General features: G+C 60.1%; 15 protein-coding genes and 1 tRNA gene. 10 read left to right on the top strand and 6 right to left on the bottom strand.

What is annotated here, in order from left to right:
* The first annotated feature begins 12 nt into the window (after positions 1 to 12).
* Positions 13 to 861, top strand: coding sequence for a carboxylating nicotinate-nucleotide diphosphorylase (gene nadC / locus BFC21_RS22410; RefSeq protein WP_016779451.1), 849 nt, complete (start codon positions 13 to 15; stop codon positions 859 to 861).
* Between the two features lie 939 nt (positions 862 to 1,800).
* On the opposite strand, the gene BFC21_RS22395 is transcribed toward nadC, so the two are convergent.
* From BFC21_RS22395 to BFC21_RS22380, 4 genes are all read right to left on the bottom strand, one after another.
* The gene (locus BFC21_RS22395; protein ID WP_088378960.1) at positions 1,801 to 2,292 is read right to left on the bottom strand and encodes a methylated-DNA--[protein]-cysteine S-methyltransferase; all 492 of its coding nucleotides are present in this window, start codon (positions 2,290 to 2,292) and stop codon (positions 1,801 to 1,803) included.
* A 2-nt stretch (positions 2,293 to 2,294) separates the two neighbouring features.
* Complete coding sequence (locus BFC21_RS22390) at positions 2,295 to 3,785, bottom strand: DNA-3-methyladenine glycosylase 2 (protein WP_162939367.1); 1,491 nt, start codon at positions 3,783 to 3,785, stop codon at positions 2,295 to 2,297.
* A 116-nt stretch (positions 3,786 to 3,901) separates the two neighbouring features.
* Positions 3,902 to 3,977, bottom strand: a tRNA-Thr gene (locus tag BFC21_RS22385).
* A gap of 100 nt (positions 3,978 to 4,077) precedes the next feature.
* On the bottom strand, positions 4,078 to 4,485 hold the full coding sequence (locus BFC21_RS22380; RefSeq protein WP_088378958.1) for a prepilin-type N-terminal cleavage/methylation domain-containing protein: 408 nt from the start codon (positions 4,483 to 4,485) through the stop codon (positions 4,078 to 4,080).
* Between the two features lie 211 nt (positions 4,486 to 4,696).
* Here BFC21_RS22380 and BFC21_RS22375 point away from each other — a divergent pair, with 211 nt between their 5' ends.
* Genes BFC21_RS22375 through yacG form a run of 4 tightly spaced genes read left to right on the top strand, consistent with a single transcriptional unit; the run spans position 4,697 to position 7,602 of the window.
* The gene (locus BFC21_RS22375; protein ID WP_088378957.1) at positions 4,697 to 5,914 is read left to right on the top strand and encodes a type II secretion system F family protein; all 1,218 of its coding nucleotides are present in this window, start codon (positions 4,697 to 4,699) and stop codon (positions 5,912 to 5,914) included.
* A 2-nt stretch (positions 5,915 to 5,916) separates the two neighbouring features.
* Positions 5,917 to 6,777, top strand: a complete 861-nt coding sequence (locus BFC21_RS22370; RefSeq protein ID WP_088378956.1) for an A24 family peptidase — start codon at positions 5,917 to 5,919, stop codon at positions 6,775 to 6,777.
* 1 nt (position 6,778) lies between these two features.
* The gene (gene coaE, locus BFC21_RS22365; RefSeq protein ID WP_088378955.1) at positions 6,779 to 7,402 is read left to right on the top strand and encodes a dephospho-CoA kinase; all 624 of its coding nucleotides are present in this window, start codon (positions 6,779 to 6,781) and stop codon (positions 7,400 to 7,402) included.
* Positions 7,399 to 7,602, top strand: a complete 204-nt coding sequence (yacG, locus tag BFC21_RS22360; protein ID WP_016779444.1) for a DNA gyrase inhibitor YacG — start codon at positions 7,399 to 7,401, stop codon at positions 7,600 to 7,602. The genes coaE and yacG overlap by 4 nt, the downstream gene beginning before the upstream one ends.
* A 103-nt stretch (positions 7,603 to 7,705) precedes the next feature.
* Here the strand turns inward: yacG and BFC21_RS22355 are convergent, their stop codons facing one another.
* Positions 7,706 to 8,392 (bottom strand): energy-coupling factor ABC transporter permease, encoded by a 687-nt coding sequence (locus tag BFC21_RS22355; RefSeq protein ID WP_088378954.1) that lies wholly within the window; start codon positions 8,390 to 8,392, stop codon positions 7,706 to 7,708.
* 109 nt (positions 8,393 to 8,501) lie between these two features.
* On the opposite strand from BFC21_RS22355, the gene BFC21_RS22350 reads away from it, so the two are divergent.
* From BFC21_RS22350 to BFC21_RS22335, 4 genes are all read left to right on the top strand, one after another.
* Positions 8,502 to 9,131, top strand: coding sequence for a DUF1780 domain-containing protein (locus BFC21_RS22350; protein WP_088378953.1), 630 nt, complete (start codon positions 8,502 to 8,504; stop codon positions 9,129 to 9,131).
* A complete protein-coding gene (locus BFC21_RS22345) occupies positions 9,128 to 9,655 on the top strand; it encodes an MOSC domain-containing protein (protein ID WP_086795850.1) in 528 nt (175 codons plus the stop codon). Before BFC21_RS22350 ends, BFC21_RS22345 begins: the two co-directional genes overlap by 4 nt.
* A gap of 54 nt (positions 9,656 to 9,709) precedes the next feature.
* Positions 9,710 to 9,883 carry a DUF3094 family protein gene (locus tag BFC21_RS22340; protein WP_088378952.1) on the top strand — a complete coding sequence of 58 codons (174 nt, stop codon included), beginning with the start codon at positions 9,710 to 9,712 and terminating at the stop codon, positions 9,881 to 9,883.
* A 66-nt stretch (positions 9,884 to 9,949) separates the two neighbouring features.
* The gene (locus BFC21_RS22335; RefSeq protein WP_088378951.1) at positions 9,950 to 11,251 is read left to right on the top strand and encodes an NAD(P)/FAD-dependent oxidoreductase; all 1,302 of its coding nucleotides are present in this window, start codon (positions 9,950 to 9,952) and stop codon (positions 11,249 to 11,251) included.
* Positions 11,252 to 11,448: 197 nt separating this feature from the next.
* Here the strand turns inward: BFC21_RS22335 and BFC21_RS22330 are convergent, their stop codons facing one another.
* A complete protein-coding gene (locus BFC21_RS22330; protein ID WP_088378950.1) occupies positions 11,449 to 12,846 on the bottom strand; it encodes a glutamate decarboxylase in 1,398 nt (465 codons plus the stop codon).
* Between the two features lie 171 nt (positions 12,847 to 13,017).
* Between BFC21_RS22330 and glsA the strand changes: the two genes are divergently transcribed.
* Positions 13,018 to 13,971: a glutaminase A gene (gene glsA, locus BFC21_RS22325; protein ID WP_088378949.1), complete on the top strand. Its 954-nt coding sequence runs from the start codon at positions 13,018 to 13,020 to the stop codon at positions 13,969 to 13,971.
* Positions 13,972 to 13,985 lie beyond the last annotated feature (14 nt).

Genomic DNA, 13,985 nt, shown 5'->3' with positions numbered 1-13,985 from the left:
GTGGAGCTCGTTATGCCGAATTTACGCCTGGCCGACCTCACTGCCGAAATCGAAGCCAACGTGCGTCGTGCGTTAGCCGAAGACATTGGCAGCGGCGATATCACTGCACGGCTGATCCCGGCCGAGCGCCTGGCCAAAGCCACGATCATTACCCGTGAAGCGGCGGTGATCAGCGGTACCGCCTGGGTCGACACTGTGTTTCGCCAGCTTGACCCACGGGTTGCCGTGCATTGGCAGGTGGCTGATGGCGAGCGCGTAAGCCCTAACCAGGTGCTGTTTCACCTGGAAGGCCCGGCCCGTTCGCTGCTCAGCGGCGAACGCAGCGCACTGAACTTCCTGCAGATGCTGTCAGGCGTCGCCACCCATGCACAGCATTTGGCCGATCAAGTGGCGGACACACAGGTCAAGCTGCTGGACACTCGTAAAACCCTGCCCGGTTTGCGTATGGCGCAGAAATATGCGGTGACTTGCGGTGGCTGCCACAATCACCGCATCGGGCTTTACGACGCATTCCTGATCAAGGAAAACCACATTGCTGCGTGCGGTGGCATTGCCCAGGCCATCAGCGCTGCGCACAAGATCGCCCCGGGCAAGCCGGTCGAGATCGAAGTTGAAAGCCTGGCAGAACTCAAGGAGGCGCTGGCGGCAGGGGCCGACATCATCATGCTCGACGAATTGAGCATGGCTGACATGCGTGAAGCGGTCCGCCTGAACGCGGGCAAGGCCAAGCTGGAAGCCAGCGGCGGCATCAACGAGACGACCTTGCGGCCGATCGCCGAAACCGGAGTCGACTACATCTCCATTGGCGCCATGACCAAGGATGTAAAGGCGGTGGACTTGTCGATGCGGCTAAGCCTGTAACCCCCCCCACCTGTGGGAGCGGGCTTGCTCGCGATGGTATCGCCACGGTTTGCCTGACAGCCCTCAGTGCCTGCATCGCAGGCAAGCTAGCTCCCACTGGATTTACGGCGACATTGTGGGAGCGGGCTTGCTCGCGATGGTATCGCCACGGTTTGCCTGACAGCCCTCAGTACCTGCATCGCCGACAAGCCAGCTCCCACTGGACTTGCGGCGACATTGTGGGAGCGGGCTTGCTCGCGATGGTATCGCCGCGGTTTGCCTGACAGCCCCCTGTGCCTGCATCGCAGGCAAGCCAGCTCCCACTGGACTTGCGGCGACATTGTGGGAGCGGGCTTGCTCGCGATGGTATCGCCACGGTTTGCCTGACAGCCCCCTGTGCCTGCATCGCAGGCAAGCTAGCTCCCACTGGATTTACGGCGACATTGTGGGAGCGGGCTTGCTCGCGATGGTATCGCCACGGTTTGCCTGACAGCCCTCAGTACCTGCATCGCCGACAAGCCAGCTCCCACTGGACTTGCGGCGACATTGTGGGAGCGGGCTTGCTCGCGATGGTATCGCCACCGTTTGCCTGACAGCCCCCTGTGCCTGCATCGCAGGCAAGCCAGCTCCCACTGGATTTACGGCGACATTGTGGGAGCGGGCTTGCTCGCGATGGTATCGCCACGGTTTGCCTGACAGCCCTCAGTGCCTGCATCGCAGGCAAGCCAGCTCCCACTGGATTTACGGCGACATTGTGGGAGCGGGCTTGCTCGCGATGGTATCGCCACCGTTTGCCTGACAGCCCCCAGTACCTGCATCGCAGGCAAGCCAGCTCCCACTGGATTTACGGCGACATTGTGGGAGCGGGCTTGCTCGCGATGGTATCGCCGCGGTTTGCCTGACAGCCCTCAGTATCTGCATCGCCGACAAGCCAGCGGCCACAAAACCAAGGCATATGTATCAATCGTGCCGGCGGCACTTGATCTCATGTTCCAGCAGCCATTGTTTGGCTGCCAGACCACCGGCAAAACCAGTCAAGGTGCCATTGCTGCCAATCACCCGGTGGCACGGGATGATGATCGGGATCGGATTACGCCCGTTTGCCGCCCCCACTGCACGGGACGCTTTGGGCCGATGGATCTGCTGCGAAATCTGGCCGTAACTGGTGGTCAGCGCATAAGGAATGGTCGTCAGCGCCTGCCAGACCGACTGCTGAAAGTCGGTGCCCAGCGGTTTGAGAAACAGATCAAACGTCTGACGCTCACCCGCAAAATATTCCTCCAACTGACGGCGAACTTCTGCGAGCTTTTGTGGCGAATGCACCCAGCCCTCCTGCGGTGCATGGGGCCGACGGTCCAGCTCAAAACGCACTTCGCGCAAACCTGCATCATCGGCGACCAAGAACAACGGCCCAATCGGTGATGGCATGTACTCGTAGTAAATCTGTGTCATGTTCACACCTTGCGGGCAGCGGCCGAATCGGTCGCCGCACGCCATAAATACATCACTGAATAAGCTCGCCACGGGCGCCAGCTTTCAGCCAGTGCCTGCAGCCCCTTGGTACTTAACGGCTCGCCCTGGGGGTTGGCTTCGCGGCGCAGAATCAGGTCCGCCGCCGGAAACGCATCAGGATGCTTGAGCACGCGCATGGCGATGTAATGCGCGGTCCATTCGCCAATGCCGGGCAGTTGCACCCAGCGCTGGATAAAACGTTCCAGGGGTTGCTCCACGGCGAAGTCGACGCGGCCCTCCATCAGTGCACGCGCTATCCCCTGAATCGTGTTGATCCGTGCCTGGGTAATGCCCATTTGCCCAAGATCAGCCTGCGCCATCTGCTCGGGGCCGGGGAACAACCGATCCAGCCCCGGGCCCTGCTCGGCCTCAATGGCAACGCCATGACGCTGCACGATTCGACTGGCCAGGGTGCGTGCAGCAGCCACGCTGACTTGCTGCCCCAGTACGGCTCGTACCGCCACTTCAAAACCATCCCAGCCACCCGGCAAGCGCAGCCCCGGATAACGCCCGATCACAGGCGCCAGCAGCGAGCTGGCACTCAAGGTGCGGGCGATAGCCAGCGGGTCGGCATCCAGATCGAACATACGCCGGATCCGCGTGACGACCGCCAGCATCTGCCCGGGCGGCACATTGCGCAGTTCCAGTTGCAACGCATGCTGTTCACCCGGCCAGGCACTGACCCGCAACCAGCCGGGGGCGTCAGCACGGCCAAACACCCGCTGATAGCTGCACTCATCGACCTGTTCGATACCGGGCAAGGCCCGGGTCTGCAAAAACCCCAGCAAGGCCGCGAAGTCATAAGGCGGGCGATACCCCAGGCGCAACACCAGAGCCTTGTCGGCCCCTGCCTTTGGGCTGCGCCTGAAGGCACGCGGCTCGGCATGATTGGCTTCGGCAAACGCCGCATTGAAACGACGCAGGCTACCAAAGCCGGATGCCATTGCCACTTCAGTGATCGACAGGTCGGTTTCGGTCAACAGTTGCTTGGCAAACAGCAGGCGCTGGGTGGCATGCACGGCCATCGGCGGCGCCCCCAGGTACTGAACAAACAGGCGACGCAATTGCCGCGCACCGATGTTCATGCGCTCGGCCAACCCCTCCAGTGAGTGCTCAGCCAGGTAACCCTCATTAATAAGCTTCAAGGCTCGCGCCACCAGATGCTCGCCCTGCAACCAAAGCTGATTGCCCGGTGCCAGCTCGGGCCGACAACGCAAACAGGGGCGAAAGCCTTGGGCTTGAGCCGCTGCTGCGCTGGGGTAATAGACCACGTTTTCGGCTTTTGGCGCTCGGGCCGGGCACACGGGGCGGCAGTAGATCCGGGTGCTGAGCACGGCCGTGAAAAACACCCCGTCAAATCGCGCATCGCGGCTCAGGCGAGCGATTTCGCAGGCTGCGGTGCTGGGCGTAGACAGGCTGTTATCTGTGGTCATGGGCCGCAGAATAGCATCGCGCTTTTGCCGCTTCTCGCCATTTTCGGACGTCAATGTGCCAGGCGTTGCGCCAGAACGAAAAAAGCCACCCGGCATTGACCGGATGGCTTTTAAAATGGTGCCGGAGACAGGAATCGAACCTGCGACCTTCGCGTTACGAGTGCGCTGCTCTACCGACTGAGCTACACCGGCGGTATGTGTAACGCTAGCACCGACGCAAAAACCCGGCAATTACGGTGATGCGGGCCGCGGTAAAAGCAGGCCTGCACATCGGTAGTGGGCCAATCATTGGCTATTTGCAGGCACCGCTGGCCAGGCAAGTACCGTTTTGCGTCCAGATCAGGGTGCTGCCTGAATTGCCTGGGGTCGGTACCAGTACGCTGACCCAACCGCCTGCGGCCTGGGTCCCGGCCAGGGTGATCACGCCATCGATCACGGTCATGCCCGCGGCCAGGTTTTCCGTGGCTTCGGCTGGCCCCGGGATACCGTTGGTGCCCGCATCACAGGCCATCAAATCATTGGTCTGGCTGTAGCACAGGGCAACGGCCGTCTTGTAAGTGTTGCTGATGGTGTTCACCTCGGCAAAACGGGTCTTCATCACATGCTCGTGGTAAGCCGGAAAAGCGAACGAAGCAATCAGACCGATGATGGCAACCACAATCATCAGTTCGATCAGGGTGAAGCCTTGTTGTTGTTTCACATGAAGTCTCCAGAAAAGGGGCACCCACGGGTGCCAGGCAATGCTGTGCAGGCAAAAAAGTGCGCACAGGCTATCAAGGTTAGTGGGCCGTTGCTCCACAACTGCATCGCAGACACGTTTGCTCACCTTCCAGTTGCCGGGCCAACGCGCGGTGCATCTAGTCTTTGATCTTAAAACACAGCCGGGCGCGCAGCGCTCCAAGGATCGATGCATGGCAACACAGGCCGTTAAAAACACCCTCTACCGCTGGCAAGGCACAGATGGCAACGGCGTTAAAACCAGCGGCCAGATCTCGGCTGACAGCCACGCCATGATCAGGGTCCAACTACGCCGCCAAGGTATTACCGTTAGTAAAATCCGCCGCCATTACAGTCGCGATCGCGATGCAGGCAAATCCATCACGGCGCTGGATATCACCCTGTTCACCCGCCAGTTGGCAACCCTGATCAGCGCCGGTATTGCCTTGCAGCAAGCCCTGGGGGTGATCGCCGACGGTTTCGAGAGCCGGGCCATGCGCCAGCAGGTCACCGAACTCAAACAGGACATCGGCGCAGGCACCAGCTTTACGGCAGCACTGCGCAAAAAACCGGCACATTTCGACCCGCTGTTTTGCAGCCTCGTGGAAGCGGGGGAACTGGCCGGGGCGCTGGACGTCATGCTGCAACGGGTGGCGACCTACAGGGAAAAAACCGAAGCCCTGAAAAGGAAAATCAAAAAAGCCATGACCTATCCCAGCGCCGTGCTCTTGGTGGCGCTGGGGGTGTGCAGTATTTTGCTGATCGCAGTGGTGCCGCAGTTTCAGGGCGTGTTCCGCTCATTCGATGCGCAACTGCCGGCGCTGACCTTGTGGGTCATCGGCCTGTCTGATGGCTTGCAGGCACATGGCCTGTGGCTGCTGTGTATGAGCGGCGTCATTCTGGCCGGCCTTCATCATCGCTACAAACATTGCCCAGCCTTGCGCCAGCGCATTGATCGCTGGCTGCTGCATTTACCCGTCCTGGGCAATCTGCTGCACATGTCAGCCATCGCCCGTTTTGCCCGTACGCTGTCGACCACCCTGGCTGCCGGGGTGCCATTGCTCGAAGCGCTGAACAGTGTCGCCAGCGCCACGCGCAATAACCTGCACAAGGACGCGGTGCTGCGGCTCAAACAACAGGTTGCGACTGGTAGCCCGATCCATGTGGCAATGGCTGCCGTCGGAGTATTCCCGAGCATGGCAATTCAGATGACAGCAATTGGCGAAGAATCCGGCACATTAGACAGCATGCTGGACCACGTTGCCGCCTATTATGAAAGCGAGGTCGACACACAGGTCGACCACCTGACAACGTTGCTGGAGCCGATCATCATGGTGGTACTTGGAGTCATGGTTGGCGGGCTGGTCATCGCCATGTACTTGCCGATCTTCAACCTGGGCCAGGTAATCTAAGCATGATTGAATTGCTGAGCCATCACCCCGACGCATTTATCGCCTGCGCCCTGATTCTCGGCTTGCTGGTGGGCAGCTTTATAAATGTACTGGCGTGGCGCTTGCCCCAGATGCTTGAACGGGACTGGCAGGCCCAGGCGCGCGACATCCTGGGCTTGCCCGAGCCGGCCAGGGGCCCTGTGTATAACCTGCTGCGCCCGCGCTCCCACTGCCCCGATTGCCAGCATTCACTGCGCGCCCGAGAGAACATTCCGCTGCTGAGCTACCTGTTTTTACGCGGCAAGTGCTCACACTGCAAAACCCCGATCAGCCTGCGTTACCCCCTTACTGAGCTGGCCTGCGCGGCATTGTCGGCTTTTGTTGCCTGGCATTTCGGTTTTGGCGCCCAGGCGGGCTGGATGCTGGTGCTGACCTGGGGGTTATTCGCCATTTGCCTGATCGATGCCGAGCATCAAATCGTGCCCGACGTGCTGGTTTTCCCGCTGCTCTGGCTGGGCTTGTTGCTCAACAGCTTCTCCCTGTTCACCACACTGGGGCAGGCCGTATGGGGCGCAGCGCTGGGCTATGCAAGCCTGTGGTCGGTGTTCTGGATGTTCAAACTGATCACCGGCAAGGACGGCATGGGCTACGGCGACTTCAAGCTACTGGCCGTGCTCGGCGCCTGGGGCGGGGTTGCGGTTCTGCCGCTGACCATCCTGCTGTCTTCAATGCTGGGGGCCGCTGCAGGGGTTGGGCTGTTGCTCTTGCGCCGGGCCAGGACCAGTACCCCGATCCCCTTTGCACCGTATCTGGCAATTGCCGGCTGGATTGCATTGCTCTGGGGTGGTCAAATAACCGGCTTCTATTGGCAGGTTTCGGTTTGACATGATGACTCCACCCTCCAAACCCTGGATTCTCGGGCTTACCGGCGGTATCGGCAGTGGCAAAAGCGCCGCTGCCGAGCACTTTGCCGCGATGGGCGTACATGTGGTGGACGCTGATCATGCGGCGCGCTGGGTCGTTGAGCCGGGGCGCCCGGCGCTGGCCAGGATTGCCGAACACTTTGGCACGCAGGTGCTGCAAGCCGACGGGCAACTCAACCGCGGCGCATTGCGCAACCTGATCTTTGCCGACCCCGAGCAACGCCGCTGGCTTGAAGCACTGCTGCACCCGCTGATTCGTGAAGAGATCGCAGCCAATCTGGCGCAGGCACAATCGCCTTATGCCATTCTGGTTTCGCCGCTGTTGATCGAGTCCGGCCAATACACGACAACCCAACGCGTACTGGTGATCGATGCACCGCAAGCCTTGCAGATACAACGCACGCTATTGCGCGACAACACCAGCGAACAGCAGGTCCAGGCCATTCTCAAGGCACAGGCCAGCCGCGAAGATCGCCTTCGCCACGCTGACGATGTGCTGGTCAATGACAAGGATCTGAAGGCGCTGCAGACTGAGGTCGAGCGCCTGCATCACTTTTATTTAACTCTGCGTGGAGGCCAACCATGACCAAACCTATGACCATCGACTGCCCGACCTGCGGCACAGCCGTGCAATGGGATACCACCAACGCGTTTCGCCCGTTTTGCTCTGACCGCTGCAAACTGATCGACCTGGGCGCCTGGGCCAGCGAGGAGCACAAGATCCCGGTCAGCCCGGATGCTGAAGATGATCTGTTTTCTGAAGACCTGAGCGAACGCCTGCACTAATAACGTGGGAGCGGGCTTGCTCGCGATTCAGGCAACCCGGCCTGTCAGGTAAACCGCAGCGATACCATCGCGGGCAAGCCCGGCTCCCACAGGGCAAGGCCATTTATTCGGGGCCATCATCCTTCCACGGTGCCGCCAGGTAGCGAGTGCGGTTGAAGGTCTCAAGCCACTCGGGGCAGAACACCACCAGTGCGGTAACCAGCATCCCGTTGATAAACGCCTCGGGAAAGATGATCAGCCACAGATAACCGACAAAGTCCTCCAGCCAGAACGGCATCACGAACAACCCGTCCAGCCACAACACCCCAAGCACCGCCCCGATACACAGCAACGCCGCCAACGCTGCGGCAAAAAAACCCGAACAAAAGATATACACAAAGGGATTGCGCGGCTGCGCCCGCTCGACCATGCGCGCACAGCCTTCGGTCACGGCGATTGGCAACAGAATCAGCAGCACGCCATTGACCCCCATCGCGGCCAGTTCCTGACGCCCCAGCAGCACCAGCCCCACTTGCGCCAAAAGCGCACCGACAACCGCCAGTGGCCAGTCGAGGAGCAACGTGACCACTGTCAGGCCAATAAAGTGATACGACACCCCGCCCTCAAAGTCGCGCCGTACCAGCCACAGCAAAAACAGCCCGAACACCGTGCCAAACAACAGGTGCTGGCGCCGTGTGTCGCTAAACAGCTCAACCCAGGGCGTGCGCCAGATGGCCCACAGCACAACGGGAACATAGATCAGCCAGCCGATCACCAGCGTTTGTGTGGATAACACCTGCGTACTGATCATCTGCCTTGCCCTGCCTGTTCAAAACACACCGCTCAACCCTCCCTGGTGGATGTGCCTGAGTCTACACCCGGACTTTCAGTAACACCTGTTTCAAGGCTAAGCTGCGTGCATGGACGACTCAGATTATCTACGCCTGCTCACCATCCAGGCCGAGCAAGCCAATGCCTTTTTATCCAATGCCCGCAAATGGGAGCGTGAGCGTTGGGTCTGCCAGCGCCTGCTGCAAGGCCTCAATATCCCCTACCACAGTGAAGATTTCCTGCAGGCGGGCCAGGAACCTCCTGACGTGCTGTTCGGCGACGCACGCTTTGAAGTGTTCTTTGTGCTCGATGAAGGCCGACGCCTGAACGATGAATGGCGTGCAGAACTGCAGCGCAGGCGCAGTGCCTATTCCCTGAGCCAACTGGTCAGGCGCGAAGCCCGGCCCAAACGGATTCCGGCGAGCAAGCTGTTGCAGCGGCTGGGGCCGACCCTGCATAAAAAAGCCACCAACTACAAAGAGCGTGATATCGACCTGGGGCAGCTGGATATCATTGCGTTTTCCAGCCTCAAGCGCGAAGTGCTGGACCTTAACAGCCACTTTCCGCCGCCTACTGAATATTTGCGCCAGGGCTGGCGTTCGCTGTCGCTGGTAGGCCCGACCTTTGCCCGGGTGCTGTTTGCCCAGCCGGACGCACCGGACTTTTTGCGCAACAACCTGGGGCGCAGCATTATTTTTGATGTGGGCATCAGCCTGTGAGCCCGCTGCAGGAACTTATGGCCGAAGTCCCGCAAACCGGCCGCGTGCGCTGGATTGGCGTACGCCCCGAGTCCCGGGCAGACATGCTCGAACTGGACGCGGTAGAAGCCCGCCGCGAAGCCGGACTGACCGGCGATCATGCCCGGCCCGGCGCCCGTAATGCCCGCCAGGTGACCCTGATACAATGGGAACATCTGGCCGTCATCAACTCGCTGCTGGGGCGCACTGCGGATCAGCCGATCCTGGCGCAGGACTTGCGGCGTAATCTGGTGGTCAGCGGGATTAACCTGTTCAGCCTCAAAGGCCGGCGCTTCAGGGTTGGCCAGGCCATCCTCGAAACCACCGGCTGGTGCCAGCCCTGCGCGCGCCTGGAACAGCGCCTTGGCCGCGGGACGTTCCAGGCGGTACGCGGCCACGGCGGGATCACGGCACGGGTAATCGAAAGCGGGATCATTCGTCTAGACGACGAACTGCGGGTCGAGCCGCTGGGGCCGCACGGCTATGCTTCTTTTCATCCAGGTTGATCAATGCTGTAGCTTTTACACACCCTGCAACGTCTATTTGACGAGGCCAAAAATATGCCCAGCCGTCTGAACCCCGATGATCTGAAGCGTGTCGAAGAGTACCTTCAACTGCCACAAAACCAGGTTGAGCGCCGGCCTTTCAGGCCCTGGCTGCTCCTTGCCATTGTGGTGATCGCGGTCATCGGCATGGGCCTTTTGAGCCGCCTCCTGAGTTACCTGGCGCTATGAGCTGCATTGCGCTCGCCCAGGCCCCCTCAGGCACAGAATTCTTTTCAAGCCTTGTGAGTGATACCCATGACCCATCGTATTGTTATCGTCGGCGGCGGCGCCGGCGGCCTGGAGTTGGCGACCCGCCTGGGCAAGACTCTGGGCAAGCGCGGCAAGGCCAGCGTCACGCTGGTCGATGCCAACCTGACCCATATCTGGAAACCGCTGCTGCATGAAGTCGCTGCCGGTTCGCTGAACTCATCGGAAGACGAGCTCAACTATGTCGCCCAGGCCAAATGGAATCACTTTCAATTCCAGCTGGGCCGCATGAGCGGGCTGGATCGTGAACTGAAAAAGATCTCATTGTCGGCAACCCTCGACGAAAACGGCGAGGAACTGGTGCCTGCCCGCGAGCTGGCTTACGACACCCTGGTGATTGCGGTGGGCAGTACCACCAATGACTTCGGCACCCTGGGCGCGGCCGAACACTGCCTGTTCCTCGATACCCGCAAGCAGGCCGAGAAATTTCACCAGCAACTGCTCAATCACTACCTGCGTGCCCACGCCGGGCAAAGCGATACGCTCGAACAGATCAGCGTGGCCATTGTCGGTGCAGGCGCAACCGGGGTCGAGCTGGCAGCCGAACTGCACAATGCCGCCCACGAACTGGCAGCCTACGGCCTGGACCGGATCAAACCGGAAAACATGCATATCACCCTGATCGAAGCGGGCCCACAGGTACTGCCTGCCCTGCCGGACCGTATTGGCGGGCCTGTGCATAAAACCCTGGAGAAGCTCGGGGTCACAGTGCTGACCAACTCCGCCGTCAGCGAAGTCACAGCTGACAGCTTGATCACCAAAGATGGTCAGGTGATTCCTGCGAGTTTGAAGGTTTGGGCTGCGGGGATTCGTGCGCCAGGATTTCTCAAGGACATCGCGGGCCTGGAAACCAACCGCATCAACCAGTTGGTGGTCCGCCCTACCCTGCAAACCACCCGTGACGACAATATTTTTGCCTTTGGCGATTGCGCCGCCTGCCCGCAGCCAGGCACCGACAAGCTGGTGCCGCCTCGCGCCCAGGCCGCTCACCAGCAGGCGTCGTTGCTGGCCAAGTCGCTGAAATTGCGCATTGAAGGCAAAACTCAGCTGCCGGACTACACCTACCGCGATTATGGCTCGCTGATTTCCCTGTCGAGCTTTTCGGCTGTGGGTAACTTGATGGGCAGCCTGATGGGTACGGTCATGCTGGAAGGCTGGTTGGCGCGGATGTTTTACATCTCGCTGTACCGCATGCACCAAATGGCACTGTACGGCACCTTCCGCACCTTGATGCTGATGCTGGGCAGCAGAATCGGACGCGGCACCGAGCCGCGCCTGAAACTGCATTAATACCGTGGCGCTTGTAGCCGCTGCCGAGCCTGCGAGGCTGCGTCCGGCTGCGTAGCAGTCGTAAAATCAAGCACTACGGAGCGTCAGTTACACCCTGCACTCAGTGTTTACGATTGCTTCGCTATCGGACGTAGCCTCGCAAGCTCGGCAACTGCTACGAAAGCGGCTTGCAGCGCACCCTAGAATTGCGGGGCGGGTTAACGCCCCGCGTGATTCCCCGCCTCGGCTTCACGGCCTTTAAAGCCGTGGGGCTGATGCTCGTCAAAGAATTGCACCGCACGCACAAAATCCTCCAGCAGCAACTTGGCCATGTCGATCGACATACCCTGCTTCACCAAAATCCGCTGCACCACGACGTTCTCGACATTTGCCGGCAAGCTGTACGCGGGCACCAGCCAACCACGGGTACGCAACCGATCTGCCAGGTCATACAGCGAGTAAGAAGTTTTCGCCCCCGGCTTCAGACGCCAGGTCAACGCCGGAATGCCTAACTGCGGATCACCGTTATAGAGCATCTCGAACGGTCCGACCTTGACCAGCTCAGCCGCGAGAAACTGCGCCGTCTGGTAGCAGGCGGAATGAATACGCTCATAACCTTCACGCCCAAGGCGCAAGAAGTTGTAGTACTGCGAGATGATCTGCCCGGCCGGGCGTGAAAAATTCAGGGCGAACGTCGGCATGTCGCCCCCCAGATAATTCACATGGAACACCAGCCCTTCAGGCAACTCCTTCTCGTCGCGCCACACTACCCAGCCTGCGCCCAGTGGCGCCAGGCCGAACTTGTGCCCGGAGGTACTGATGGACTTGACCCGCGGCACGCGAAAATCCCAAAGAATATCCGGCGCACAAAACGGCGCCAGCATCGCGCCACTTGCGCCGTCGACGTGCAGGTCAACGTTCAGCCCGGTGCTTTTTTGCAAATCATCCAGGGCATCGGATAACGGCTTTACGGTTTCATACAGCCCGGTGAACGTCTGGCCAAAGGTCGGCACCACCACGATGGTGTTTTCATCGACCCGCTCCAGCATGTCTTCAGGCGTCATAAACCAATGCCCTTCAGACATCGGCACTTCACGAATTTCTACGTCCCAGTAGCGGGCAAATTTGTGCCAGCACACCTGTACCGGGCCGCACACCATATTCGGGGCAGTTGTCGGCTTGCCTGCCGCCTTGCGTACCGCACGCCAGCGCCACAAGGCAGCCAGGCCACCCAACATGCAGGCTTCGCTGGAACCGACCGTGGAAGTACCGATGGTGGTGGCCGCCGCTGGCGAATGCCATAAGTCCGCCAGCATATGAATACAGCGGTTTTCCAGTTCCGCAGACTGGGGGTACTCATCCTTGTCGATCATGTTTTTGTCGATCGACAGGTCCATCAGTTTGTGGACCTCGTCCTCTTCCCAGGTCTGGCAAAAAGTCGCCAGGTTCTGCCGGGAGTTGCCATCCAGATACAACTCATCGTGGACCAGCTGATAAACCTCCCCTGGCGCTTGCTCAGCCTCGGGGAACAGCTTGATCGCAGCGGCATGAGCCAGCGCAGAAGAACCAAATACGGGATCGACGTCCTTGTTGCGCTTGATACGGTGCAGTGCCATATGAACTCTCCTTGAGTAGTGGTCAACCTGTGAGCCCGCCCTGGTCACTCTGGCTCAACTTCGGCCCAGCCAGCATAGACAAGCATTTGAGGTCTGCTGTCCGATTTCCGACCATCGTGCATTTTCCGATCTATAGTCTCGGATCTTGAAAGTACTCACGGAGCGAGCACGATGAAGCAAAGACCCACGACCGTCGACACCACGGTAAAACAGGCGCTGGACCAAGCCCTGCAACGGTTTGCCAGCAACCAGCACGGCAAGAATGCCAGCTACATTCCTTACCTGGCCTCAGTGCCATCCCATCTGTTCGGCATCAGCATCATGTTCTGCGACGGCACCCATGCCGAGGTGGGCGATACCGAATATGCCTTCGCCATCGAGTCGATTTCCAAGGTATTCACCCTCGCCCATGTGCTCGATGAAGTGGGGCCTGAAGCCTTGCGCAGCAAGATCGGTTGCGACCCTACCGGCGAGCCGTTCAACTCGGTAATTGCCCTGGAATTGCACAAGGGCCGACCGCTCAACCCATTCGTCAACGCTGGGGCGATGGCCACCGTCAGCTTGCTTGAGGCCGACACGGCGCAAGCCCGCTGGGACCAGATCCAGGCGACCTACAACCTCTTCGCCGGGCGCGGCCTGACAGTCAACGACGAGGTGTATCAATCCGAAGCCAAGACCAACCAGCACAACCGCGGCATTGCCTGGCTGCTGCAGAGTTACGGCTATATGCACGCCGACCCGATGGAGGTGTGTGCCGTCTACACCCGCCAATGTTCCGTGGCGATCACCTGCCATGACCTGGTGATCATGGGGGCAACCCTGGCCAATGGCGGCGTCAATCCGATTACCGGAAAACGCGCGGTGCAGGCCAGGAACGTGGCGCCAATCCTCTCCGAAATGACCTTGAATGGCCTGTATGACACCACGGGGGACTGGTACTACAAAGTCGGCTTGCCGGGTAAAAGCGGGGTCGGCGGCGGGATTCTGGCTGTGGTTCCGGGCGTGTGCGCCATCGCCGCCTTTGCCCCACCACTGGATGTGGCCGGTAACAGCGTTCGCGGCCAACTGGCCGCTGAATACCTGAGCCGCACGCTCAATCTGAGCCTGCTGCACGAATTCGCGTAAGGGGGCGGAATATT

This window comes from Pseudomonas sp. TMW 2.1634 (assembly GCF_001703595.1).
Lineage (GTDB): Bacteria > Pseudomonadota > Gammaproteobacteria > Pseudomonadales > Pseudomonadaceae > Aquipseudomonas > Aquipseudomonas fragi.
The sequence above is the reverse complement of the archived record's forward strand: the minus strand, read 5'-3'. Positions and strand labels throughout refer to the sequence as shown.